This window comes from Aliiroseovarius crassostreae (assembly GCF_049803815.1).
Classification (GTDB): domain Bacteria; phylum Pseudomonadota; class Alphaproteobacteria; order Rhodobacterales; family Rhodobacteraceae; genus Aliiroseovarius; species Aliiroseovarius crassostreae_A.
The window spans coordinates 2047-25650 of record NZ_JBNAGI010000008.1 but is presented as its reverse complement, the minus strand read 5'-3'; the positions used below and the strand labels follow the sequence as shown (position 1 = coordinate 25650).

The 23604-nt window shown below is 60.8% G+C and carries 25 protein-coding genes; 7 read left to right on the top strand and 18 right to left on the bottom strand.

The features are described from left to right. Positions 1-3: 3 nt before the first annotated feature. Positions 4-747: a hypothetical protein gene (locus ACP15V_RS16145; RefSeq protein WP_424944737.1), complete on the bottom strand. Its 744-nt coding sequence runs from the start codon at positions 745-747 to the stop codon at positions 4-6. A gap of 162 nt (positions 748-909) precedes the next feature. Here ACP15V_RS16145 and ACP15V_RS16140 point away from each other — a divergent pair, with 162 nt between their 5' ends. After that, positions 910-1575, top strand: a complete 666-nt coding sequence (locus ACP15V_RS16140) for a hypothetical protein (protein ID WP_424944736.1) — start codon at positions 910-912, stop codon at positions 1573-1575. 66 nt (positions 1576-1641) lie between these two features. Here ACP15V_RS16140 and carB read toward each other — a convergent pair whose 3' ends face one another. Continuing rightward, positions 1642-4869 (bottom strand): carbamoyl-phosphate synthase large subunit, encoded by a 3228-nt coding sequence (carB, locus tag ACP15V_RS16135; protein WP_424944735.1) that lies wholly within the window; start codon positions 4867-4869, stop codon positions 1642-1644. Positions 4870-5046: 177 nt separating this feature from the next. Continuing rightward, positions 5047-6330 carry a glycosyltransferase family 87 protein gene (locus ACP15V_RS16130; protein ID WP_424944734.1) on the bottom strand — a complete coding sequence of 428 codons (1284 nt, stop codon included), beginning with the start codon at positions 6328-6330 and terminating at the stop codon, positions 5047-5049. 207 nt (positions 6331-6537) lie between these two features. Between ACP15V_RS16130 and ACP15V_RS16125 the strand changes: the two genes are divergently transcribed. Together ACP15V_RS16125 and ACP15V_RS16120 are read left to right on the top strand one after the other, a co-directional pair. Continuing rightward, positions 6538-7662 (top strand): aminodeoxychorismate synthase component I, encoded by a 1125-nt coding sequence (locus ACP15V_RS16125; RefSeq protein ID WP_424944836.1) that lies wholly within the window; start codon positions 6538-6540, stop codon positions 7660-7662. After that, positions 7617-8267 (top strand): aminotransferase class IV family protein, encoded by a 651-nt coding sequence (locus ACP15V_RS16120; RefSeq protein ID WP_424944733.1) that lies wholly within the window; start codon positions 7617-7619, stop codon positions 8265-8267. Before ACP15V_RS16125 ends, ACP15V_RS16120 begins: the two co-directional genes overlap by 46 nt. 21 nt (positions 8268-8288) lie before the next feature. Here the strand turns inward: ACP15V_RS16120 and ACP15V_RS16115 are convergent, their stop codons facing one another. Next, complete coding sequence (locus ACP15V_RS16115) at positions 8289-9692, bottom strand: glycosyltransferase family 87 protein (protein ID WP_424944732.1); 1404 nt, start codon at positions 9690-9692, stop codon at positions 8289-8291. 139 nt (positions 9693-9831) lie between these two features. On the opposite strand from ACP15V_RS16115, the gene aspS reads away from it, so the two are divergent. Beyond that, complete coding sequence (aspS, locus tag ACP15V_RS16110; RefSeq protein ID WP_424944731.1) at positions 9832-11607, top strand: aspartate--tRNA ligase; 1776 nt, start codon at positions 9832-9834, stop codon at positions 11605-11607. 125 nt (positions 11608-11732) lie between these two features. Here aspS and ACP15V_RS16105 read toward each other — a convergent pair whose 3' ends face one another. After that, on the bottom strand, positions 11733-11924 hold the full coding sequence (locus tag ACP15V_RS16105) for a hypothetical protein (protein WP_424944730.1): 192 nt from the start codon (positions 11922-11924) through the stop codon (positions 11733-11735). Between the two features lie 338 nt (positions 11925-12262). Then, positions 12263-12982: a response regulator gene (locus ACP15V_RS16100; protein ID WP_424944729.1), complete on the bottom strand. Its 720-nt coding sequence runs from the start codon at positions 12980-12982 to the stop codon at positions 12263-12265. Positions 12983-13153: 171 nt separating this feature from the next. Between ACP15V_RS16100 and mce the strand changes: the two genes are divergently transcribed. Continuing rightward, on the top strand, positions 13154-13558 hold the full coding sequence (gene mce, locus ACP15V_RS16095; RefSeq protein WP_173484935.1) for a methylmalonyl-CoA epimerase: 405 nt from the start codon (positions 13154-13156) through the stop codon (positions 13556-13558). Continuing rightward, positions 13558-13833: a DUF1467 family protein gene (locus tag ACP15V_RS16090; protein WP_424944728.1), complete on the top strand. Its 276-nt coding sequence runs from the start codon at positions 13558-13560 to the stop codon at positions 13831-13833. The genes mce and ACP15V_RS16090 overlap by 1 nt, the downstream gene beginning before the upstream one ends. 20 nt (positions 13834-13853) lie before the next feature. Here ACP15V_RS16090 and ACP15V_RS16085 read toward each other — a convergent pair whose 3' ends face one another. The 4 genes from ACP15V_RS16085 to ACP15V_RS16070 form a co-directional block, all read right to left on the bottom strand. Further along, a complete protein-coding gene (locus ACP15V_RS16085) occupies positions 13854-15053 on the bottom strand; it encodes an MFS transporter (protein ID WP_424944727.1) in 1200 nt (399 codons plus the stop codon). 29 nt (positions 15054-15082) lie between these two features. Further along, positions 15083-15769 (bottom strand): EI24 domain-containing protein, encoded by a 687-nt coding sequence (locus ACP15V_RS16080; protein WP_424944726.1) that lies wholly within the window; start codon positions 15767-15769, stop codon positions 15083-15085. 5 nt (positions 15770-15774) lie between these two features. Beyond that, positions 15775-16353: a nitroreductase family protein gene (locus ACP15V_RS16075; RefSeq protein WP_424944725.1), complete on the bottom strand. Its 579-nt coding sequence runs from the start codon at positions 16351-16353 to the stop codon at positions 15775-15777. 147 nt (positions 16354-16500) lie between these two features. Beyond that, positions 16501-17607: a class II histone deacetylase gene (locus tag ACP15V_RS16070; protein WP_424944724.1), complete on the bottom strand. Its 1107-nt coding sequence runs from the start codon at positions 17605-17607 to the stop codon at positions 16501-16503. Positions 17608-17679: 72 nt separating this feature from the next. Between ACP15V_RS16070 and ACP15V_RS16065 the strand changes: the two genes are divergently transcribed. Next, on the top strand, positions 17680-17934 hold the full coding sequence (locus ACP15V_RS16065; RefSeq protein ID WP_424944723.1) for a DUF167 domain-containing protein: 255 nt from the start codon (positions 17680-17682) through the stop codon (positions 17932-17934). Here the strand turns inward: ACP15V_RS16065 and ACP15V_RS16060 are convergent. The 8 genes from ACP15V_RS16060 to ACP15V_RS16025 form a co-directional block, all read right to left on the bottom strand. Beyond that, positions 17931-18323 carry a DUF805 domain-containing protein gene (locus ACP15V_RS16060; RefSeq protein ID WP_424944722.1) on the bottom strand — a complete coding sequence of 131 codons (393 nt, stop codon included), beginning with the start codon at positions 18321-18323 and terminating at the stop codon, positions 17931-17933. The two genes, ACP15V_RS16065 and ACP15V_RS16060, sit on opposite strands and share 4 nt — an antisense overlap. 113 nt (positions 18324-18436) lie before the next feature. Then, positions 18437-18907 (bottom strand): DUF805 domain-containing protein, encoded by a 471-nt coding sequence (locus tag ACP15V_RS16055; RefSeq protein ID WP_424944721.1) that lies wholly within the window; start codon positions 18905-18907, stop codon positions 18437-18439. Then, complete coding sequence (gene plsY / locus ACP15V_RS16050; protein WP_424944720.1) at positions 18904-19521, bottom strand: glycerol-3-phosphate 1-O-acyltransferase PlsY; 618 nt, start codon at positions 19519-19521, stop codon at positions 18904-18906. The genes ACP15V_RS16055 and plsY overlap by 4 nt, the downstream gene beginning before the upstream one ends. 89 nt (positions 19522-19610) lie before the next feature. Beyond that, complete coding sequence (gene pyrC, locus ACP15V_RS16045) at positions 19611-20873, bottom strand: dihydroorotase (protein WP_424944835.1); 1263 nt, start codon at positions 20871-20873, stop codon at positions 19611-19613. 144 nt (positions 20874-21017) lie between these two features. Then, the gene (locus ACP15V_RS16040; protein ID WP_424944719.1) at positions 21018-21566 is read right to left on the bottom strand and encodes a hypothetical protein; all 549 of its coding nucleotides are present in this window, start codon (positions 21564-21566) and stop codon (positions 21018-21020) included. Positions 21567-21571: 5 nt separating this feature from the next. Continuing rightward, positions 21572-22024, bottom strand: coding sequence for a hypothetical protein (locus ACP15V_RS16035; protein WP_424944718.1), 453 nt, complete (start codon positions 22022-22024; stop codon positions 21572-21574). A 9-nt stretch (positions 22025-22033) separates the two neighbouring features. After that, positions 22034-22474, bottom strand: a complete 441-nt coding sequence (locus ACP15V_RS16030; RefSeq protein WP_424944717.1) for a hypothetical protein — start codon at positions 22472-22474, stop codon at positions 22034-22036. Next, positions 22467-23432, bottom strand: a complete 966-nt coding sequence (locus tag ACP15V_RS16025; RefSeq protein ID WP_424944716.1) for an aspartate carbamoyltransferase catalytic subunit — start codon at positions 23430-23432, stop codon at positions 22467-22469. Before ACP15V_RS16025 ends, ACP15V_RS16030 begins: the two co-directional genes overlap by 8 nt. Between the last annotated feature and the right edge of the window lie 172 nt (positions 23433-23604).

The following is a 23604-nucleotide window of genomic DNA, read 5'->3' as shown; positions in this document are numbered from 1 at the left end:
ACCTCATAAACTGTGAGTCACGTATTCCGATCCCTTTGGAGAAAGATACCATGGATTTTCCCCATTCACATATCCTCTTTTAGCCAAATCACGCACAGCATCCTCAGCTTCGACAAAAGCCATGCGAGTTGAGAAACCGCGCTTCACACCACCAAGCCGAATGCGGTCTTTTGTCCCCTCTTTGAATAGCTCGATGGTTTGAGGATCACCAATATACGTGTCTTTTAGGATCTGCTCCGCCAACTTTGACAATGGGGCGCCTCCGATAGTTGAACTTGGGTCCTTCAGTTCACGGGACAACTCCTCACCCCCAACTTCCTCAGCCTCTTTCTCACGCTTCGCCGCATCAATCTTTCGCCGCTCCCGAGCCTCCTCTTCCGCTGCACGTCTTTCCTCAAGCTCAGTAGCCCTGCGAATATCCGCGATCTGGTGCTGGTGCGCCGCCTCATCCTGCAACTGTTTGAGATGCGCGACAGGCTTTTTTGCCACCCATGCCCCGGCGTACTTCAACCATGGATTCGCCAGAGCAAATACCACTCCCCCGACGACGGGCCACAAATACAATGACTGCCACGTAGTCACATTGTCAAAATGTGCAATTCGCACCAGCACCTCTGTATCGCCAAACAAAAGGTTGAACAGGGGTCGCCAATTCACCACAAGAAACACAAAGATGATCGAGCCGATAAACGGGCTGCGGATCCGATTGTTTGTGGCCTCGAAAAAATCCTTCAGCACGTCACCCATGGCACCCTCATCTTTCCCCGATCCGCATCATACTCTATCTATGCGGGCAGGAAAGTGAAATTGCATTCCTTCATACCAATCAACCCCAAGCAGATCCCCCTTGCCACCCTTCGCCCCACCCCCTACCCTGACCGCAGCGAGGGTTGGTGAGAGCGAGGCGAGATGGAACCTCCTTATCCCGACCCAATACGGGAGGATGACACGGCGTTTTTGCAGATGGAACGGGGGTTCCGCAGGACGCTGGACAGTGAAACTGCGCGCGGGGGACGAGAGCCTGCCCTCGCAGAATTATCCTATGTTAACAAGGTCTTCGCCGCCGCGGACGCGCTGGGGATCGAGGCGTTGGCGCATCTGACACATCCTGAAACCCCCATTGTAAAGTCCCCCGCCAACCTGCATTACCTGCGCGATGAAATTGATCAGGCACTTGTCGCCTTGCGTCTGCAAAAGGCGCGCAGCGACCCCGCCCCGCCCCTGACTCTGCCGACAGATCATCATCAACGTCTGGGTGTGTTGATCTCTCATATTCTGAGCGAACTGGACACGGCGCAGATACCAAACGGGTTGCGCCACCAGGCGTTGTTGGCGGCGCGTCAATTGCAATCCCACCATGCGGATCACCGGGTCAGGATGGAGGATTTTGTCGGTCTCGGGCATGCCATTGCCAGCATTGGTCGCCTGCCCGCCTCCGAAGCCTCAGCCGACACATGCTGGCGCTGGCTGCGCCTTGGCATGGGGTTGGTCGGCGGATCGTCCCGTGCGCCCACGAAGCCAACCCATCCGGGGGTCGACGCAGATCACATCACCCCGGCGAACCCGGCAGGATAAACGCAAAACGCCGCCCGGATCAGGGGCGGCGTTTCGGTGTTTCCTGTGACAGCTTCCCGAAAGGGGTTACGCCTGCAGCGGGGCCACTTCAATCTCGCGCTCAACCCGCGCTTTCATCGCGCGCGCCGCGGCGTGGGACGCGGCCAGCGTGGTGAAATACGGGATCTTGTCCATCAGGGCCACGTTGCGCATCTGGCGCGAGTCATTGACCGATTGCGCGCCTTCGGTGGTGTTCATCACCAGCTGCACATCGCCATCTTTCATGTGGTCGACAATGTTGCGGCCCGGTTCATACACCTTGTTCACCTCTTCGGTCTCGATGCCATTTTCCTTCAGGAACTTGGCGGTGCCATAGGTGGCGATGATCGCAAAACCAAGGTCTTTCAACATCTTACCGGTTTCGACCAATTGCTCGGTCTTGTCAGATTCCTTGATCGATAGGAAGACTTTGCCTTCCGTTGGCAGGTGGGTGCCCGCGCCAAGCTGCGCCTTTAGGAAGGCCATGGCAAAGCTTTTGTCTGCGCCCATCACCTCGCCGGTGGAGCGCATTTCCGGCCCAAGCAGGGTGTCGACGCCGGGGAAGCGGGCAAAAGGCATGACCGCCTCTTTCACCGCATAGGTGTCGATCTCCGGGTCCACCAGATCAAAGGCGTCGAGCTTTTCGCCCGCCATCACCCGCGCCGCAATCGAGGCAATCGGGCTTTGCACCGCTTTGGCCACGAAGGGCACGGTGCGCGAGGCGCGCGGGTTCACTTCGATCAGGTAGATCTCGTTGTCTTTCACGGCGAACTGCACGTTCATCAGGCCCACCACGTTCAGCGCCAAAGCGAGCGCTTCGGATTGCTGACGCAGGCCCGTGATGATCTCAGCCGAGAGCGAATACGGCGGCAGCGAGCAGGCGCTGTCGCCCGAGTGTACGCCGGCCTCTTCGATGTGTTGCATGATGCCGGCCACATGGACGGTTTCGCCGTCACAAAGCGCGTCCACGTCGACCTCAACCGCACCAGCCAGATAGCTGTCCAAAAGCACCGGGCTGTCGCCCGACACCACCACGGCCTCGGCGATGTAGCGTTCCAGCTGCGCCATATCGCGCACGATCTCCATCGCGCGGCCACCCAGCACATAGGACGGGCGGATCACCAGCGGGAAGCCGATTTCTTCTGCAATTGCAAGGGCTTCGGCATCGGTGGAGGCAATGCCGTTCTTCGGCTGCTTCAGACCCAGCTGGTTCACCAGCGCCTGGAACCGTTCGCGGTCTTCGGCCAGGTCAATCGCGTCGGGTGTTGTGCCAAGGATCGGAATGCCCTCGGCCTCCAACGCATTGGCGAGTTTCAGGGGCGTCTGGCCGCCGAACTGGACAATGACGCCATGCAAGGTGCCGTTTTCCTGTTCCTTGGCAAGGATTTCCATCACATGCTCAAAGGTCAGCGGTTCGAAATACAGCCGGTCCGAGGTGTCATAATCGGTCGACACGGTTTCCGGGTTGCAGTTGACCATGATCGTTTCATAACCCGCATCGGTCAGCGCGAAACAGGCGTGACAGCAGCAGTAATCGAACTCGATCCCCTGGCCGATCCGGTTCGGGCCACCGCCCAGAATGACCACCTTTTTGCGATCCGACGGGCGGGCCTCACATTCCACATCGCCCATCATCGGCGCTTCGTAGGTGGAGTACATGTAGGGCGTTTGCGCTTCAAACTCCGCGGCACAGGTGTCGATCCGTTTGAAGACCGCGTTCACGCCGGCCTTGCGGCGGGCCCCCCGCACGTCGCTTTCCTTGAACCCGGTCAGTTTCGCCAGACGCGCGTCCGAGAAGCCCAGCATCTTCAGCTTGCGCAGACCGGCCGCGTCGGACGGCAGGCCGCCTTCTTTCACGGCGTTTTCGGCGTCGATGATTTCGCGGATCCGGTCGAGGAACCACGGGTCAAAGGCGGTCACGCGCTGGATTTCCTCGTTCGACAGACCAAAGCGCATCGCCTGGGCGATTTTCAGGATCCGGTCGGGGCGCTGTTCGGAAATTGCCTTGATGATCGCGGCATGTTCCGGCGCGCCGGGGATCTCGATCTCGTCAAACCCGGTCAGGCCGGTTTCCATCGAGGCCAGCGCCTTTTGCATCGATTCGTGGATGGTGCGACCGATGGACATAACCTCACCCACCGATTTCATGGCCGTGGTCAGTTCAGGTTTCGAACCTGGGAACTTCTCAAACGCAAAGCGCGGGATCTTGGTGACCACATAGTCGATGGTCGGTTCAAACGACGCGGGCGTGACTTTCGTGATGTCATTGTCCAGCTCATCGAGTGTGTACCCCACGGCCAGTTTCGCGGCGATCTTGGCAATCGGGAACCCGGTCGCCTTTGACGCCAGCGCCGAGGAGCGCGACACGCGCGGGTTCATTTCGATGACCACCATGCGGCCGTCCGCCGGGTTCACCGCCCATTGCACGTTGGACCCGCCGGTTTCCACGCCGATCTCGCGCAAGACGTTGATCGAATGGGTGCGCATCAACTGGAACTCTTTGTCGGTCAGCGTCAGCGCCGGGGCCACGGTGATGCTGTCGCCCGTGTGCACGCCCATCGGGTCGATGTTTTCGATCGAGCAGACGATGATCGCATTGTCAGCGGTGTCGCGCACCACTTCCATCTCGTATTCTTTCCAGCCCAACAGGCTTTCGTCGATCAGGATCTGGTTCACGGGCGAGGCATCCAGGCCGGTGCCGCAGTAATGTTCGTATTCTTCGCGATTGTAAGCCACACCGCCGCCGGTGCCACCCATGGTGAAGGCGGGGCGGATGATGGCCGGAAGGCCAATGTCTTCCAGCGCGGCCATGCATTCTTCCATATTGGTGGCGATGGTGGCGCGCGGGTTTTCAATGCCCAGACGATCCATCGCTTCGCGGAACAGTTTGCGATCTTCTGCCATTTCAATCGCGTCGCGCTTGGCGCCGATCAGTTCCACATTGAACTTGTCCAGCACACCGAGGTCATCCAGCTCCAGCGCGGTATTGAGCCCGGTCTGCCCGCCCATCGTGGGCAAGAGCGCATCGGGGCGTTCCTTTTCGATGATCTTGGCAACCACATCGGCGGTGATCGGTTCGATATAGGTCGCGTCCGCCATCTCCGGGTCGGTCATGATCGTGGCCGGGTTCGAGTTGACCAGAATGACGCGATAACCTTCTTCGCGCAGCGCTTTGCAGGCCTGGGCGCCAGAGTAGTCAAACTCGCATGCCTGACCAATGATGATGGGGCCGGCCCCGATGATCATGATGGAATTGATATCGGTTCTTTTAGGCATGGCGTTCCCCTTCGGCAGATCAAGGCAGAATGTACGCGTGCGAGTCTGCACTGCACGCAAATTGTCCTGCGTTATAGTGATCAAAAGGCATAGCGCAAGCCCTCATTATACGATTGCCCGCCCTAGGTCTGTGGTAATCTGTCCTCACTGGCGAAAACACCCAATTCGGGGCGTGTTTCAGGCCAGATTTGGACGCGGCGCGGGGAAAGCTTCGGATGTGGGTTGGCGGCACAGCCATAGGATTGCAGCCAGCAATGCCAGCGTTCCGCCGATCTGCGACAGGGAATTCACGATCCCCCAATCGGACAAGACCACCATCATCGCCGCGGAAAACGCCGCATAGGGCAGAGCAATCAGCGCAACGGCGCGGGGCAAGGGCATCAGCCCCAGAAGCCCCGGCAGCAAGACCAGTGGCAGGATCAGATAATGGCTCCAGGCCAGGGGCGCGCAGAGAATGGACAGCAGCGCAAAGGCCAGAACGCGCAGGAACAGGCGCTCGGCCGGGGGGCGGGATCGGGGCAAGACCCAGATCAAAGCAGCGCCTGCCAGCAAGGTCAGCTTGGCCAGCACGCCGGTCCAGCCCGGACGTGGCAGATGATAGGGGTGCGCGATATCAAGATCCGCCTGCCCGGTGATCAGCGCGGCAAGCTCGTAAAACCCGAGCTCCAGCGAGAGGTTGATCTGTGACACCAGAAGGCTGTCTTGCACTATTGCCAGACGGTCGAGGAAGATCTGATGCAGGGGCCAGCCCGCCACCAGCACCGACGCGCCTGCCAGCACGCTGCCCACCACGGCAAAGCTGGCCACAGCCCGCCAATTGCGATCAAAGACGAACAGGGCCACAAACAAAAGTGGGGTGAGCTTCAGCGCCGCCGCTAGCGCCAATATTGCCCCCGCAGAGATCGCCCGCCCCCGCATGGCGCACCAGAAGGCACCCACCGTCAGGGCCGTGACGAAAACCTGTGGCTGGCCAAGAATGAGCAGCATGTTCGAGGCATTTCCGACCGCCAGCCCCCCGCAGGCCAGCAGGGAATACAGCGAAAACCGCAGCTGGTCGGCATGGGGAAAGCGGCGCGCCCAATCGAAAACCATCAGCCCGATCAGGGCAAAACACAGAAGGTTCAGGGCAAACACCAGCTTGGCGAAGGCCGGAAATCCAACAACTGTCGTAACCGGCGCCATCAGCCCGGCCCAAAGCGGCGGATAGACATAGGGCATGACCTGCCCGGGCGGGCCATCAAACTGGCGGGCCAGATCCTGCCACGCCTCGGGCGGGGTGCTCCAGATGAACACATCCTGGGTGCCATAAATCTCAGAAAATGCGCCGGTGTGAAAGAAATGCCCGGCAAAATACAGCGCGGTCAGATCAAGCGGCCAGCCGCCCCAATAGGCGCGCAGGAAATATGCGCCCAGCGCTGCCCAGATCAGCGCGCCCACCAGATAATCGGTCTGCCTGCTCACGGTGTGCCCCGTTTTCATTTTGCCCCCTGCCTTTGTGCGCAAGGTGGTCTGCCCCTACTATAGACGGCAACGCGTGGCAGGCAATTCATTTGGCGCTGCGCCTGTTTTGGTCTTCGCGTAAAACTTCACCAAAGTGGCGCATTCTGCCCTTCACCCTGCCTCCCACGCGTTATAAAGGCCAGCGCAACAGCAAAAGGACCCCCCGTGTTGCAGATTCGATTTGATCAAGGCCCGGAAGGCGCCGCGCTGCGGTTTGCCCGCCCGACCCGCCTGATTGCGGCGTCGCAAGCGGAAGATGTGCCCACCGCGCTGGACGCCCTTGATCAGGCGCGCGCCGAGGGGCTGTGGCTGGCGGGCTATGCAAGTTATGAGCTGGGCTATGCGCTGGAGCCGAAACTGGCCCCGTTGATGCCGGAAAACCGCCGTTTGCCGCTGATCAAGTTCGGGGCCTATGAGGCGCCCGAGCTGGCCCCGGACCTGCCAGCAGGCCCTGCCGCGCTTGGCCCGTTGAAACCACGCTGGGTGTCGACCCGATACACCCAGGCCTTCAATGCGGTGCATGAGGCGATCGGCGCGGGCGACATCTATCAGGCCAACCTGACCTTCCCGGCGGAATGTGACGCCTCGGGCGACCCGGCCGCGCTTTATGCCGCCCTCGCCGCGCGACAGCCGGTGTTGCATGGGGCGCTGGTGGAACAGGACGATGGCCCGGCGCTTTTGTCCCGCTCGCCCGAGCTCTTTTTTCGCACCACAGCCGAGGGCCGGATCGAAACCCGGCCCATGAAGGGCACCCAGCCCCGGTCGGATGACCCGATGCAGGATCGGGCCAATCGCGATTTCCTGATCTCGGACGAAAAGAACAATGCCGAGAACCTGATGATCGTGGACCTGTTGCGCAACGATATTTCGCGCGTGGCCGCGCCGGGGTCGGTGCATGTGCCGGAACTGTTTTCGGTGGAAAGCTATGCAACCGTGCATCAGATGGTGTCGACCGTGGCGGCGCAGTTGCGCAACGACGTGACCCTGTCGGACATCCTGCGCGCGCTGTTCCCCTGCGGGTCGATCACCGGCGCGCCGAAGATCCGCGCGATGGAGATCTTGCGGGATCTGGAACCCTGGCCGCGCGACATTTATTGCGGCAGTATTGGCTGGGCCGCGCCGGATGGGTCGTCCAGTTTCAACGTGGCGATCCGCACCCTGATGCTGGACGCGGGCCAAGCCACCCTGAATGTGGGCGGCGGCGTGGTCTGGGACAGCACCGCCCTGTCGGAATATGAGGAAGCCCTATGGAAAGCCCGCTTCGCGAACGCGTTCCAGATGGAACCCTGCTGATCGAAACCTTTGCGCTTGGTCCGGATCTGGGGTCTGAGGGCGTGGCCCGGCTGGATCTGCATATGGCGCGGATGGCGCATTCGGCCCGCGCACTGGGGTTTCCCTTTGAAGAGGTACAGGCGCGCGCGCTTCTGGCGGCGCAAGACGCCCCGGCGCCCCGGCGCGCGCGTTTGACGTTGTCAAAAGACGGGGCGTTGGATCTGACCACCGCGCCGATGCCGCCCGCCGCGGAACAGTGGCGCTTCGCAATCCACCCCACGCAGCTGGCATCTGACGACATGTTCCTGCGCCACAAAACCACCCAGCGTGCGCTTTATGACGTGTCCCGCACGAAACTGCCCAACGGCGTTGACGAATGGGTTTTCCTCAACGAACGCGATGAGATCTGCGAAGGCACCATCACCAATATCGCGCTGCGGATCGGCGGGACATGGAGGACCCCACCCATCACATCCGGCTGCCTGCCCGGCACCTATCGGCAACATCTGCTGGATCAGGGGCGGCTGGAAGAGGCCGTGCTGCATCGCGATGACCTCCTCCGGGCAGAGGCGATCATGCTGATGAATGCCTTGCGGGGCGAAATCGCCGCCCGTTTTCAGGGCTGACGCCCGCCCCCATGCCTTTGTTCAGGCCCGCCCCGGCACCGGGTCCACGGATCGCGCAATGCTGCCCTCGGCATCTGTGTCTTGCACCCTGCCCACCGGGTGCCTGATTGCATAGGCCAGCATGAAACTCAGGAACGGCACATAGACAAACATGTGCAACATGACCCGCATGTCCCCCCAAAGCTGGGTTTCCAGGATCAACAGCATGACCGGCATATTGAACAGGATGAGAAACCCCAGATATTGCCCAACCGCGCCGCGTGTGCCGCGCACGACCAGTGCGGGCAGCATATAGGCGGGCAACATGAAGTAATGCACCCAGGCCAGCGGCGCAGCCAGCGGCACCAAAAGCGCCAGCGCATAGAATTGAGCAACCACGCGGTCGGGCTGCGCCATCCTCCGCGTGCGCCACCAGATCACCACCAACCCCGCGACAAAGATCGACTTTACAACCAGTTCCAGCCAGATCGGCCTTGGCACCACATGTTCGGCACTGTCATAGATCGGGGCGGTTCCGCGGATCAGGTCAACCAGTTGATAAATCACCGCATCCCACGGGACGCCAACATTGGACATGAACAAAAGCCCGTTCAGGGTGCTCATCCGATCAAAGAAGACCTCATGCAGCGGCCAGCCCGTCCAGAGAATGCTGAGCCCCAACCCGCCAAGCGACGCCACGGTAAAGGCGATCAGGGCCTTCCAATTCCGGTTCCACACAAAAAGGATCGCAAACGCCGCCGGGGTGATTTTCAGACAGGCCGCCAGCGCCAGCCACAGCGCGCCCGATATCTCGGTCCCGGACCGATAGCGTTCAACCGCCAGCAAACACAGGAAAAACACCAGAAGCTGGATTTGCCCCAGCACCAGAGCAAAGTTTGCCTGCACCGTGACGGCCAGCACCGGCAGGCTGATCAGCATCCAGTGTGACAGGCCAACGCGGCCCCGCCCCATCAGGCGCCACGCCAAATAGGATGACCCGTACAACAGGGCGATATTGCAGACGAGCAAGACATTCATGGCGGCCTGAGGCGTGATGATTTTCGTCACCGGCGCCATCACCGCAGCCGCCCAAGGCGGATAGAGGAAAGGATAGGTGTTTTCACTGCCCTCCCCCAACTCCACCAGCACCTCGGCCCAGCGCGCGGGCATTTCGGGGCCAATCACATCGGGCGGACCGGCATAGATCTGATCCCACTCGCCCAGATCATAAAAATACCCTGCAAAGTAATAGGCGCTGAAATCTTCGGCCCACTCACCCCAGAAAGTCATGAGAAAATAAAGGGTTGCAATCAGGTACAGCAGGGTCACCAATCTTGCACCCCTGGCCCCGGCCAACACGGCGCCGCCTGATCCGGGCCGCGCGTCAGGCACGCGCCCCTGCTCGATCTTTTCGATTTGCATGATGTTTTTCTCTGCTCGGAACATGCTCAATTGCCTCATTCTACATATTGCAGGGCTTTCTTGCCAGCAGAACGCAAAAAAAGCCCCGTTCTGCTTGACTTTCAGGCCAGAGACTAGTGTATCAGCCAGAAGTTCAGACCCACCCCGAAGAAAGGGCGAATTCATGCACGTCTATCGCAGCCATACCTGCGCCGAGCTCAACAAATCAAACGTTGGCGACACCGTTCGTCTGTCCGGTTGGGTCCATCGTATCCGCGATCACGGCGGGGTTCTTTTCATCGACCTGCGCGACCATTACGGCATCACCCAGGTGATTGCCGATGGCGACAGCCCGGTCTTTGCCGAGCTGGAAAAGGTTCGGTCTGAATGGTGCATCCGTATCGACGGCACTGTGCTGCAACGCGATGATAGCCTGGTGAACCCGAACCTGCCCACCGGCGAGATCGAAGTGTTCGTGCGTGACCTTGAGGTGCTGGGCGATGCGGGTGAACTGCCCCTGATCGTGTTTGGCGACCAGGAATACCCGGAAGAAACCCGCCTGAAATATCGCTACCTCGACCTGCGCCGTGAACAGATGCAGCAGAGCATGAAACTGCGGTCCGACGTGGTGGCCTCGATGCGCAAGCGCATGTGGGATGCCGAATTCCGCGAATACCAGACCCCGATCATCACCGCCTCGTCACCGGAAGGTGCGCGCGACTTCCTGGTGCCCTCGCGCCTGCATCCCGGCAAGTTTTACGCCCTGCCGCAAGCCCCGCAGCAGTTCAAGCAGTTGATGATGGTGGCCGGTTTCGACAAGTATTTCCAGATCGCGCCATGTTTCCGCGACGAAGATCCGCGCGCTGACCGCTCGCCCACCGACTTCTATCAGCTCGATATGGAAATGAGCTTTGTCACCCAGCAGGATGTGTTCGACACCATTCAACCGGTGTTGCAGGGTGTGTTCGAAGAGTTCGGCGGGGGCCGCAAGGTCGATACCGACTGGCCGCAGATTTCGTATAAAGACGCGGCGCTGTGGTATGGCACCGACAAGCCGGACCTCAGAAACCCGATTAAGATGCAGGTTGTGTCCGAGCATTTTGCCGGTTCCGGTTTTGCGATCTTTGCCAAGCTTCTGGAAAACGAAGGCACCGAAATTCGCGCCATTCCCGCCCCGAAAGGTGGCTCGCGCAAATTCTGTGACCGGATGAACAAGTTTGCCCAGCAAGAAGGGCTGCCCGGCATGGGCTATATCTTCTGGCGTGATCAGGGTGAAGGCATGGAAGCGGCGGGCCCCTTGGCCAAGAACATCGGCCCGGAGCGCACCGAGGCGATCCGTCAGCAGCTGGGTTTGGGCGTAGGCGACGCGGCCTTCTTCCTGGGCGGCAAGCCGAAAGCCTTTGAAAAGGTTGCGGGCCGTGCGCGCGACGTGATTGGCGACGAGCTGGGCCTGACCGACAAGGATCGGTTTGCCTTTGCCTGGATCGTCGATTTCCCGATCTACGAGGCCGATGAAGAAACCGGCAAGATCGACTTTGAACACAACCCGTTCTCGATGCCGCAAGGGGGCATGGAGGCGCTGAATGGCGATCCGCTTGAGGTGCTGGGCTATCAGTATGACCTGGCCTGTAACGGCTATGAGCTGGTGTCCGGCGCAATCCGGAACCACAAGCCCGAGATCATGCTGAAGGCGTTTGAACTGGCAGGGTACGGCGAAGACGAGGTGAAGAACCGCTTTGGCGCGCTCTTCAACGCGTTCCATTACGGCGCGCCCCCGCACGGTGGCTGCGCCGCCGGCATCGACCGGATCGTGATGCTGCTGGCCGATCAGGACAACATCCGCGAAGTGATGCTGTTCCCGATGAACCAGCGTGCCGAAGACCTGATGATGGATGCGCCCAGCCTGCCGGAGAACGAACAGCTGCGTGAACTTCATCTGCGGGTGATCCCGCAGGAATGATCCGGTCGGAACCGGATGATCACAACAAGACACAAGAAAGCCCGGGCCAGGACCCGGGCTTTTCTTTTCTCACGCCTCGCCCTCGCTGAAGGGCGATGGTTGATTGGGGTCTTTTCAGGCGGGTATCACACCGACGGGTTGGCGCTTTCCAGCACCTCGACCGGGCTGCCCTGATCGGCCGCGAAATCTTCTGACGGGTCCACCACGGTCAGAACCACCGCAATGGCCATCATCAAGGCCCCGGTTCCCAGAACGGTCCAATCGATCACGGCATTGCCAAACTCGTCATCCGCAAATTTTTTCAACAGAGAGGTCATGTCTCGATCCTTTCAACGTGATCCGTGGGATTTTCCGCACGGAAGCTGCCTGTGCTGTCGCTGGCGTTGCCTTATGTCTCACCCGTAAATGGGGCGGGAATGTGAAACCGCTTGGGCAATCCCACGACGATTGGCGAGGCGGGCGAAAAAGCTCATATTGGCTCCCCCCTCTTTTCCGGACATGGCGTTTGCGGGAGGAAGACCCGGTAACCTCGGGGCTTTCGTGTCCAATACGTTGCTCGTTGATTGTCTCATTGCGGGGTCTGCGTCACAGATTTGTGTTGCGCTTTGCGTCTTTCCCCGCAGATCAAGCCGCGTGGCTTGCGCCATATCGCCCGTCACAGGGCACGCCGAGCCGCCAAACGTTCCTGAACCAACCCGGCCACCTGGTCATAATGTTTGCGCAGATCACCATGCCCCCGCCCGGCGCGGGCCAGTCCATCTGCGGCAACCTGTAGTTTTTCATCATGGGCCGAGCGCGCCACACCGCCGAGGAACTGGGCGATATAACCGGCCTCGGCTGTGCCGGGGTCGTCGCGCATGATGTCAGCCATATGGCTAAGATCATCCTGCAGCGCCATTTCATCCGGATGCACCACTTCGCTGGGCACCTCGCGCGGTCCTTTCGGGCCTTCACCTGCGGGCAGAAGATCCAGCACGGTCTGTTGAAATATCGCAAGGCTTTCTAACGGCTTGGTTAAAAAATGATCGGCCCCCGCCTTGAGCGCCGCCGCATGTTCGCCAGCGTCACCGCTGATCGCCAGAATGACGGGGACGCGACAGGCCTCTGCCACCAATTCACGGATCAGATCCGCCCCGGACCCGTCGGGCAGCCCCATATCGATAATCACGATCGACGGACGATAGACCCGCAGATGTCGATGGGCGGAGGCCAGGCTGTCGGCCCGTCGGATCCGCGCCCCGGACCTGAGACATAAAAGGCGAATGGCCTCTGACGCAAAGCGGCTGTCTTCCACCACCAAAACCGTCTTGCCCTGCAGGGGCCGGTCAGGGGTGGCGGGTTGGGTCATCAAGAAACGTTCGAGATCATCACTCATGGCAGCGATTCCTTTCACCCCCCACGAAAGCGAAAATAGGTGAACACCCGGTTAACGGCCCCCGCGGCTCCCACATCGCTGCGTCAATGCTGCCCTGCGGCATATCCTTTCTTGCCAGATGCCCCCCGCACGCGGCATAAGATGCCAACGCTTTTTGAGAGGGAGAGAGAGATGATTGGACGCCTGAACCACGTCGCCATTGCCGTGCCGGATCTGGAGGCCGCATCCGCGCAATATCGTGACACGCTGGGGGCCAAAGTGAACCCGCCGCAGGACGAGCCGGATCACGGGGTGACGGTCGTGTTCATCGAACTGCCCAACACCAAGATCGAACTCTTGTACCCACTGGGCGAGAACTCTCCGATTGCGGGTTTCCTTGAGAAAAACCCGGCCGGCGGCATCCATCACATCTGCTACGAGGTCGATGATATCCTGGCCGCGCGCGATAAGCTGAAAGAGGCGGGCGCACGCGTGCTGGGCACCGGGGAACCCAAGATCGGCGCCCATGGCAAGCCGGTTTTGTTCCTGCATCCCAAGGACTTCAACGGCACCCTGGTCGAGCTGGAACAGGTCTGATGTCGATCACCGCAGCGCTTGTTCTTTACGTCGTGATCTGGTTCGTGACCATGTTCGTGGTCTTGCCCATCCGCCTGCGCACGCAGGGCGACGAAGGGCGGGTGCTGCGCGGAACCCATGCCGGTGCGCCCGCCGATTTCAAGCTCGGGCGCACCCTGATCATCGTCACCATCTGGGGCACATTGGCCTGGGCGATTGTGTCGGGGATCATCATTTCCGGGGTGATCACCGTCGAGGATATCGACTGGTTCAACCGGATGGGGGTCGAGGGCTAAGCGCTGATCACACCGCCAACCTAGCCCGCGTGCCGCAACTTTACGGCACGCAACGACACCACCAACATCACCCCGCCGCCCAGCACAAAGGCCGCACCGATCGAAAAGGCCGATGCCACCAGCGCGCCGATAAACGGGGCGGTCAGCAGGGCCACCATATTCGCGGCTTCGCTCAGGGCGGTCACCTGCCCAATCGCGTGTTCTGAGGTTTCGGTCTGGATGATGGTGCGATAGGGCACAACCGACAGCGCAGTGGCCACCCCCACCACCGCAAACCCCGCCGCAAAAACCGGAAAGGGGATCGCAACCGAGGCCATTTCCGCCCATCCCAACCCCATCACCAGCGTGGAGGAGGTAAGGGCGGCCAGCGCGATCAACCGAAACGGTTTGACGATGGTTTTGATCGACGCCATCACCGCAGACCCCAGCACGCCCCCGGCACCAACGGCGGCCAGGGCGATGCCCAATTGGGTCTCGGTAAATCCCAGATCGCGCGTCATCGGCGCAATCAGCGTGTCGTAAAAAAACATGGCGAAATACCCCGTCGCCATCATGCCCAATGCCGCGCGCAGGATCCGTTTGGTCTTTACCTCGCGCAGGCCGCGCCGCAATGATGCGAACATGCCGGTCTCTGCAGCGCCGTCATCCGGCGCGGGCGCGGGTGGGATCGTGGACAATTGCCACAGCACCGCGGCTGCCAGCACCGATACGAACGCATTGCACAGGAACACCACCTGCGGCGTCATCCAGATCAACATCGCCCCGCCCAGCGCCGGGGCCACCACTTTTGACGCCTGGTTGATCGCGTGGCTGATCGCATTGGTCCGGGTGCGGGTGTCTTTTGTCGTCAGGGCCTGAAGGGCCGATTGCTTGGCCGGGGTGAAAAACGTATCGACACAGCCGCGAAGAAAGATCAGTCCCAGCAGGATCTGCCAGTTGGGGGCAAAAAAGAACGACAGGGTTGCCGCGGCCCGCCCCAGATTGCTGAGGATCAGCACGGGTTTTGTGTCAACCCGGTCGACAATTCCGCCGGCAATCGGCCCCACCACAAGATAGGGCAGCCCCAACGCCACAGCCAAAAGCGCAAAGACGATCGGGTCCACCTGCCAGCCAAAGGCCAGCAACGCCCCGATGGCGACGAAATCCAACCAATCAGAAAAATCGGCAGGCACTTGCCCGAGGAGGAGCGTACGCAACGCGGGTTCAGGGGGGTGGGGCATGGCCGACCTCGTTTTTCAAAGCGGCCGGGTCAGCGCCCCGACAGCCGATGAAACATATGGGTGAAGGTCGCGGCGCCCAGGATCGGGATCAACAGGTTCACCAGCGGGATCGACAGGGGCACGGCCATCATCGTGCCCGCCATCCAGATCTGCGTATTGTGGCGTTTGCGCAAGCTGTGGGCCGCGTCCCGCTCCATCCGGCGCATCGCCGCCATGGTGAAATATTCACGCCCCAGCAGGTATCCGTTCACCGCGTAAAACAGGATCGGTGCCAGCGGGCCGACAAAGAAAAACAGGATCAGCGCGATCAGGTTCACGCCGACGATCACGCCGAAAAACCCAAGGCTTTCGCGGATCGCTTCGGTGATCGGCTGGTCCGCGTTGGGGGCAAGGTGGGGATAGTGTTTGGCCTCGACCGCATCCGCAACCTCATCCAGAAAAAGCCCGGTAAAGGCCCCTGCCACCGGCACCATCAGCACCACGGACAGCACGATCATCAACAGCGCCGCCACCCACATGGCCACCCCATCGACAAAGGACACCTCGCCCACAAAGGGCAGGGCCAGCGCATCGGGGACCAGAAACCCCACAAGCGTGACCATGCCCCAGGTGATCGCCACCCAAAGACCGAGGGTCAGGCCCAGACCTTTCAACAGCACATTGCGAAAGCGCGGGTCGCTCAATTGCCCGAGGGCACGAAAGAAATCGTCAAACATAGGGGTTAGCTCTCGATCCAGGTGGTGATGGCATCAATATCCGGGCGCGGGCGTTCCGGCGGGGCCATGGTTTCGGTGCCGATATGGATGATCCCGGCCACGCGTTCATGCGGGGCCAATCCCAGCCCGTCGCGCAGAAAAACCGCATCCTGCGACGCCCAGCCAGACAGCCAGTTGGCGCCCCAACCGCTCGCCAGCGCCGCGTTCAACAGTTGCAGACAGGCCGCCCCCGCCGAATAAGTCTGTTCAATCGCCGGGACCTTGTCGGAAATCACCGGGCGTTCAACCACCACTACCGCGAGGGGGGAGTTGTCATAGGCGTGGCGCTCTTTGGCGACTTTCATCTCATCAAGGCCCAGTGCGATGCCACGATCCGCCACCAGCGCGCCCAGCCTTTCCAATGCGGGCTTGGCCAGCACGATAAAGCGCCACGGCTCCAGCTTGCCATGATCGGGCGTGCGCCCCGCCGCGGTCAGCATCGGCATCAGGTCTTCGCGTGACGGCCCCGGCCCGGTCAGGGTCTTGGCCGGGCGCGATCGGCGGGTCAGCAGGAAATCAAGGGCGGCGTCATTGCGATCAGGCATTAGTCATCTCTTTTGTCAGCTTCGTGCGGGCTGGGCCGCACAGGCGGCTGGCTTAACTTCATGTCGGGCCTCGCCCCCCATTCGTCAAGATGTAAATCAGATTTACATCCGAAAAATCCCACTCGAATCCCAGCGCCCCTTCCCCGCCTATATCCCGTGAAACGTCGCCAGCTCTTTCAACAGGTCGGAAAACACCGCCTCCATCCGCGCATTGGGTTGGCGCGCGGTAAACACTTCGGCCAGCGGATCCGGCGCGTGGGTCGCACTCCCTGCCATCTCCTCCAACACGGCATGGCCGCAGAACGGCACGTAGACCTCGGAATACCCGCCCTCATGCGCCATCATCAGCCGCCCGTCACAAATGTCATCGGCCAAGGCCATCACCATCCGCGTCATCTGCCGGAAGGTATCTGCCGTGGCCATCATGCAGGACAAAGGGTCGATCAGCGCGGCGTCATAGCCATTGGCGATCACGATGATCTCCGGCTCAAAGGCGCGGATCGCTGGGAGCGAGATCCGCTCCATCGCCTCCAGATAGGTGCGGTGCCCGCCGCCCGGCGGCAGGGGAATGTTGAGGTTGGCGCCCTGCCCGGCCTCCTCGCCGCGCACCTCCGCGTCGCCGGTGTCGATCGGATAGTTCCGTTCCTGATGGATCGAAATCGTCAGCACGTCGGGGTCGTCGATAAACACCGCCTCGGTCCCGTTGCCGTGATGCACATCCCAGTCGAGCACCGCAATCCGCCGCGCGTGCCCCTCGGCCTGCATCGCGCGAATGGCAATCGCAAGGTTTGCCAGCAGGCAAAACCCGTTCGGGAAATCGGGCAGACAGTGATGCCCCGGCGGGCGCGACAGCGCATAGGCATTCGTGAGCTTTCCGGTCAGCACATCGCGCATCGCCGCCACGGACAGCCCCGCCGACAACGCGGCCAGTTCATACCCGCCCTGCCCAAAGGGCGTGCGCAGGCCCAGCTCTCCGCCGCCCGCATCCGACACGCGTTTGAACTCGTCCAGAAACGCGGCGGGGTGGACGCGCTCCAGCATTTCACGCGTCGCTTCGGGGGCGGAGGCCGTGTGCAACTCGTTCGACAGGCCGGTCACATCCAGAAGGTTCTTCAGCCGCCGCTTGGTTTCCGGGCTTTCCGGCAGGCCACCCGCGGCCAGCGGTTGCACCAACCCACCCACCGGCAGCGTGCCCGCGTAATTGCCACCCGAATGCCAGAAACTGCGCTCGTCCCAGTAAAACCCTGTCGCCATGATCGCCTCCCTTTTCGCGCGAGAGTAACGCACGCCCTTGCCCCGTCCAGTATTTTCCGACACCAAGAGGTCATGAAAAAAGGCAGCCTTTCCCACCTCGCGATCCCCGGCACCACCATTGCCGTGCGGGTCACGCCCAAAGCGTCGCGCAACGCGGTGGAAGAGGTCGCGGGCGGATTGAAAATCCATGTCACCGTGGTGCCCGAGGATGGCAAAGCCAACAGGGCGGTCGAGAAATTGCTCGCAACCGCCCTTGGCGTTTCCAAATCACGCCTGACGCTTAGCCAAGGGGCCACGTCGCGCGACAAGCTGTTTCGTGTGGATTAACCCCGCGTGTCGGGGATCGAGGACGGGCTGTAGGCGTCGTCGGTATACTCTCCACCCTGGGGGGCGTCGCCAAACGGATCCGGGCCAAAGCGGTTCGGCCCCTCGGTGCCTTTCTGAACCAGCCAGTAGATCATGATGATCCAGCCAATCAGGGGAATAATCCCAATCAGCATCCACCAACCCGAACGGTCAATGTCATGCAGCCTGCGGGCGGTCACGGCAATCGCGGGCAACAGGGTCGCCAGACCAAACAGGTCCGACAGCGGCGAGAAGATCTCGCCATACCCGAAAACCATCGCATCCACACCGGTCAGTACCAGGCTGACCACAATCAGGAACAGGCTGAACCACCAATATTCCGACCGAATGGCGCGCCCATGAAAGGTCACATATTTTGAAAGACAAGTTTTGACTGCGGTCTGAAAGTCCATCGTGGCAAACTCCTAAGAAACGACGTGTAGGGTAACGGCCGGGCTGGGCGTTCAATGGAGCCCGGCGAAGCTCAATCCCCCACGCGTGGGATCGACGATTGGTGATAGCTGTCATCGTCATGCGGCACGCCCCCGCCACCAGATGCCCCGTCCAGCGGATCAGGACCATAGCGGTTCGGCCCCCTTGTGCCCTCGGTCACGAACCAGAACAACAACAGCAACGCCCCAAGCAGCGGCACCAACGCAATCCAATACCACCACCCGGTGCGATCCTTGTCATGCAGCCGCCGCACCACAACCGAAATGCTCGGCAAAAACACCACCAGGCTGAACAGCCCGGACAGGACCGGCATATTGGTTTGGGCGGAAAACCCGTTCTCAGACGTGGTTACGGTGCCAAACACCGTACTATCCACAACCGACAGGATCAGCTGCCCGCCCCAAACAAAAAGCGCAAACCACCAGAACTCAGATCGCGCCGCGCGCCCCTGAAAGGTCACATATTTGGAAAAACACGTTTTGACGGCGGTCTGAAAATTCATGATCCCTGCTCCTTTTTGCCGATCTTCGGCTCGTCGCCTGCCAGGATACGGGCGATGTTCGCCTTGTGGCGGTAGAAAATCAAGCCGGCAAGCGCGGTGGCCAGCAACGCAAGGTCGCCCTTCCAAAACAAAAGGGCCACAACCGGCGACAACGCCGCCGCCACGAGGGCCGACAGGGACGAGATCCGGAACATCACCGCCGTCACCAGCCAGGTGACACAGGCCGCCAGACCAACCGGAAACGACAAGGCCAACATTGTGCCCAACCAGGTCGCCACCCCTTTGCCGCCCTTAAAGCCCAGAAACACCGGGAAACAATGGCCCAGAAAGGCGAAGAACCCGGCCAGTTGCGCCGCATCCTCTGCCAGGACCGCGCGGGCAATCAGCACCGCCGCGCCGCCTTTGCCGGCGTCCCCGATCAGCGTCAAAAAAGCGGCCAGCTTGTTGCCGGTGCGCAAAACATTCGTGGCCCCGATATTGCCCGACCCGATCTGGCGCAAATCCCCCAGCCCAAAGAGCCGCGCCATCACGATGCCAAAGGGGATCGATCCCAAAAGATACCCCAGCACGGCCACCAGGCCCAACGCCCACGGGGCAGACACAAACTCAGGCATGATCGCTCCTTATTACCAACGCGAAACGCGCCCCTTTTTCTTGCTCAAAGTACCTTGGGGTGAGACCGAAGGTCGAGGGGCAGCGCCCCTTACCCGGCAAACACACTTTCCCCACCCACCCAGGTGCCGATCACCCGACCTTCCATCCGCGCCCCGTCAAAAGGCGTGTTTTTCGATTTCGAGCGCAGCTGGAACCGGTCGAGCACGAAGGGCGCATCCGGGTCAAACAGCACCAGATCCGCAGGCGCGCCGACCTCCAACCGTCCGCCGGGCAGGCTCAGCAGATTGGCGGGATTGAGCGAGAGCGCGCGCCAGATCGTCGGCAGGTCAATCAGCCCCGAATGCACCACCCGTATCGCGGCGGGCAGCAGAGTTTCCAGCCCCACCGCTCCCGAAGCCGCTTCCTCAAACGGCAGGCGTTTGCTTTCCTCATCCTGCGGCGTGTGAAAACTCGACACCACGTCGATCAGGCCCGAAGCCACGGCCTCGATCATCGCCAGCCGATCCTCTTCTGACCGCAAGGGCGGTTTTTGCTTAAAGAAGGTGCGATAATCGCCCACGTCCAGTTCGTTCAGGCAAAGGTGGTGGATGTTGACCCCGGCAGTCACATTCAGCCCCGCCGCTTTGGCGCGCTCAAGGGCGGGCAGGGCTTTGGCGGTCGACAGGCTGTCGGCGTGATACCGCACCCCGGTCATTTCCACCAAGGCCAGGTCGCGTTCCAACCCCATGCGTTCCGCCATCGGCGACACGGCGGGCAGACCGCGCAGGGACGCAAACTTGCCCGAGGTCACGGCGGCCCCCTTTGACAAGGTTGGCTCCTGCGGGTGGCCGATGATCAGCGCGCCCAACGACCGCGCATAGGTCATGGCGCGGGAATAGACCTTGGGGTCGGTCACCACATGGTCGCAATCGGTAAAGGCCACGGCCCCCGCATCGAGCATGAAACCCATTTCAACCATCTCACGCCCGGCCCGCTCCTTGGTCAGGGCTGACAATGCCGCCACGTTGACGGGGGCCACTTCCGCCGCGCGGCGGGTGGCGAACGAGAGCGTTTCCGGCGTGTCCACGGCGGGGGTGGTGTCGGGCCGGATGACCATGGTGGTCACGCCGCCCGCCGCGGCGGCCGCGCCCGCAGTGCGGAAGCTTTCCTTGTGGCGCTCACCCGGTTCGCCGATCTTCACGCCCATGTCGATGATACCGGGAGCCAGGCATTTGCCGCCGCAATCAATCACCTCGCCTTTTGGTTTCTTGTTCACCGCCGTGATCACCCCGCCCTCGACCGTCAATGTGCCCAAAGCATCCTCGCCGGTGTCCGGATTGATCAGGCGGGCATTGGTGAAGGTGGTGGTCATGGCGGTCCCTTTGGCGTGGGGTTTGGTTGCCATTGTCCTAATCGGTTTTTGCGGGCGTTTCTACAGGGAGTTTAGCCTCGGGGGGCGTTGAGGGGGTGGATGCCTCCGGCGGGGATATTTGGGGACCAAAGATGGAGGGAGTAATCAATCGCATTCAGACCGAAAAAGAGCCTCAAAAGCTTCTTGGAGACCGCTATTTGACGCCACAAACATGAATCCCTTGTCCCGAAGCGGGTATAACTCACCGTCGCGAACACCCTGTTTCAGAATAAGGGAGTGTGTGGATTGCCCTCGAAACAGATTTTCATCATGACGCAGGTTCATTTCGGGAGTGAGTTTATAGTGTTCCAATATCCTGAAACCGAAAGGATATGCACCAATATAGGCGTGGGTGTTCGTGAGGGTGTAGAAGCTGGTTGCATGGCGCGTCATATGCCACAGAATGTCTGCAGACAGCCAAAGAAAAGCGAAGCCTAGCAACACACCCCCAAATAAGAGCCGCACCAAGCTAATCTGTGTGTCACCCAAAAGCGTGAAACTGAACGCCCCCAACGCGATTAGAAAAATCAGCCCCCCGCCTTTTATGCGTCGTCTTTGGGTGGTGAGGCCTTGCCAGACGCCTCCGGAAGGGCGTCCCTGCCACACCACGCGCTCGTCGTTACCCAGAATAGCGGCCCAATCGGAAGCGCTCATGATGGTCAATCACCCCGCGCCCGATCAATCTGGGCTTTGGTTTCCTTCGCGTCTTCCTGATATTTCAGCATGTGCTTGTCGCCTGCAATTGTCACCACCTGGGCAGCGGTGAAGATTGTATTCACGGCGGTGATATTGTCCAGCCGGATCCCTGACCCGGTGGGGCCAATCAGGCGGCGGTTGGTGAGGGTCCAGATGAAGCCGGTCTGTTCCTTGATCAGATAAACGCCACGAATAGAGATCGCCGCCACTGCGCCAACAACGCCGGTCCAGGCATGTGCATTGCCCATCGCCATCAGGATCACCACCATCAGGACAGAGCCAAGGGCGGCGAGCATCACATGTTCCTTGATATAGGTGGTGCGATTGCCCTGAAACCGCGCAATCACCCGCTCGCCAGGGTCCAGATCGGGCGTGGTCTGATCTTCCAGCCTTGGTTCCAGTTTCATCTCAGCCATCGGGAATGCTCACTCTTCAAGGGTCTTTTTCAGTTCGGCCGCCAGATCGCTGGGCGTGTCGGTATCAAGGCGTTGGGTGGCCACCGCGCTGCCGCGCCGGATCGTGACCATGACCGCGCGGGGCATGGGTTTCACGCCCGCGATGCTGTCACGGGAAAAGCGCAGCCCCTTTCGTAGGTGAAGCGCGTGACTGGTCAGCGCCCAGTCGCCCTGGTGGCGCAGCCCCAACATGAAGGCCGCAAAGGCGAGGTAGAAGATCAGGGCGAAGACCGGGACCATCGCCCAGCTAAAAAGCCCGACGAAACTGCCCAGCACGCCGTAAATCGCGGTGACGGCGAAGGTGGTGAAGACCGCGATGCGCAACGCGGTTTCGCGCCGGGCACTGCCGCGCAGGATCACCGTTTCGCCCTTTTCTAGGGTGAGCCAGTCTTTGGAGGGGCGTTTAGGCATAGGTGTCTTGCTCGGCCTGTTCCTGGGCAATGATCCGGTGGTTGCGGGCCAGCAGATCCATCGCGGCCATGCGCACGGCGACGCCCATCTCGACCTGTTCCTGAATGACCGAGCGGTTGATGTCGTCGGCAATGGTGCCGTCGATCTCGACCCCCCGGTTCATCGGCCCCGGGTGCATGACAATCGCGTCCTCCTTGGCGTTGGCAAGTTTCTCGGCGTCCAGCCCATAACGGTGGTAATATTCGCGTTCGGACGGGATAAACCCACCATCCATACGTTCCTTTTGCAAGCGCAGCATCATCACCACATCGGCGTCTTTCAGGCCTTCGTTCATGTCGTCGTAGACCTCGACCCCGAACTGGTCGATCTGGCTGGGCATCAGCGTGGGCGGGCCGACAAGGCGCACCCGGTTTTCCATCTTGCCCAACAGGATCAGGTTTGACCGCGCCACGCGCGAGTGGGCGATGTCACCGCAGATCGCGATGGTCAGGCGATGCAACCGACCCTTTTCGCGGCGAATGGTCAGCGCATCCAAAAGCGCTTGGGTCGGGTGTTCATGCTTGCCATCACCCGCGTTCAGCACCGCGCAATTCACCTTCTGCGCCAGAAGGTCCACCGCGCCGGAATGCGGATGGCGCACCACCAGAAGATCGGGGTGCATGGCATTCAGCGTCAGCGCCGTATCAATTAGCGTCTCGCCCTTTTTGATCGAACTGGCCTGCATCGCCATGTTCATCACGTCGGCACCCAGACGTTTGCCCGCAATTTCAAACGAGGCCTGCGTGCGGGTGGAGTTTTCAAAGAACATGTTGATCTGGGTGAGGCCCTGCAGCGCGTCAGAGCGTTTCACCTGGCGGCGATTCAGCTCCACATATTCATCCGCCAAATCGAGGATGGTTTTGATCTCTTCGGGGTGAAGATGCTCGATGCCCAAAAGATGGCGCTGGCGAAATGTCATAGGAGCCTCCGATGGATGTTGTCCCGGTTATATGGGGGGGCGGGGCGCGCGTCTATGCTGCAATGGGTTTTGGGAAGGGGCGAATGCACGCAGGGCGTGGTTTGGTCAGAAAACTAGAAAACTAGAAAACTAGAAAACTAGAAAACTAGAAAACTAGAAAACTAGAAAACTA

Coding starts and splice junctions, on each gene's coding strand:
- ACP15V_RS16145 (WP_424944737.1), bottom strand. CDS start 747: ATGGGTGACGTGCTGAAGGATTTTTTCGAGGCCACAAACAATCGGATC.
- ACP15V_RS16140 (WP_424944736.1), top strand. CDS start 910: ATGGAACCTCCTTATCCCGACCCAATACGGGAGGATGACACGGCGTTT.
- carB (WP_424944735.1), bottom strand. CDS start 4,869: ATGCCTAAAAGAACCGATATCAATTCCATCATGATCATCGGGGCCGGC.
- ACP15V_RS16120 (WP_424944733.1), top strand. CDS start 7,617: ATGGAAAGCCCGCTTCGCGAACGCGTTCCAGATGGAACCCTGCTGATC.
- ACP15V_RS16115 (WP_424944732.1), bottom strand. CDS start 9,692: ATGTTCCGAGCAGAGAAAAACATCATGCAAATCGAAAAGATCGAGCAG.
- aspS (WP_424944731.1), top strand. CDS start 9,832: ATGCACGTCTATCGCAGCCATACCTGCGCCGAGCTCAACAAATCAAAC.
- ACP15V_RS16105 (WP_424944730.1), bottom strand. CDS start 11,924: ATGACCTCTCTGTTGAAAAAATTTGCGGATGACGAGTTTGGCAATGCC.
- ACP15V_RS16100 (WP_424944729.1), bottom strand. CDS start 12,982: ATGAGTGATGATCTCGAACGTTTCTTGATGACCCAACCCGCCACCCCT.
- mce (WP_173484935.1), top strand. CDS start 13,154: ATGATTGGACGCCTGAACCACGTCGCCATTGCCGTGCCGGATCTGGAG.
- ACP15V_RS16090 (WP_424944728.1), top strand. CDS start 13,558: ATGTCGATCACCGCAGCGCTTGTTCTTTACGTCGTGATCTGGTTCGTG.
- ACP15V_RS16085 (WP_424944727.1), bottom strand. CDS start 15,053: ATGCCCCACCCCCCTGAACCCGCGTTGCGTACGCTCCTCCTCGGGCAA.
- ACP15V_RS16080 (WP_424944726.1), bottom strand. CDS start 15,769: ATGTTTGACGATTTCTTTCGTGCCCTCGGGCAATTGAGCGACCCGCGC.
- ACP15V_RS16075 (WP_424944725.1), bottom strand. CDS start 16,353: ATGCCTGATCGCAATGACGCCGCCCTTGATTTCCTGCTGACCCGCCGA.
- ACP15V_RS16070 (WP_424944724.1), bottom strand. CDS start 17,607: ATGGCGACAGGGTTTTACTGGGACGAGCGCAGTTTCTGGCATTCGGGT.
- ACP15V_RS16065 (WP_424944723.1), top strand. CDS start 17,680: ATGAAAAAAGGCAGCCTTTCCCACCTCGCGATCCCCGGCACCACCATT.
- ACP15V_RS16055 (WP_424944721.1), bottom strand. CDS start 18,907: ATGAATTTTCAGACCGCCGTCAAAACGTGTTTTTCCAAATATGTGACC.
- plsY (WP_424944720.1), bottom strand. CDS start 19,521: ATGCCTGAGTTTGTGTCTGCCCCGTGGGCGTTGGGCCTGGTGGCCGTG.
- pyrC (WP_424944835.1), bottom strand. CDS start 20,873: ATGACCACCACCTTCACCAATGCCCGCCTGATCAATCCGGACACCGGC.
- ACP15V_RS16040 (WP_424944719.1), bottom strand. CDS start 21,566: ATGAGCGCTTCCGATTGGGCCGCTATTCTGGGTAACGACGAGCGCGTG.
- ACP15V_RS16035 (WP_424944718.1), bottom strand. CDS start 22,024: ATGGCTGAGATGAAACTGGAACCAAGGCTGGAAGATCAGACCACGCCC.
- ACP15V_RS16030 (WP_424944717.1), bottom strand. CDS start 22,474: ATGCCTAAACGCCCCTCCAAAGACTGGCTCACCCTAGAAAAGGGCGAA.
- ACP15V_RS16025 (WP_424944716.1), bottom strand. CDS start 23,432: ATGACATTTCGCCAGCGCCATCTTTTGGGCATCGAGCATCTTCACCCC.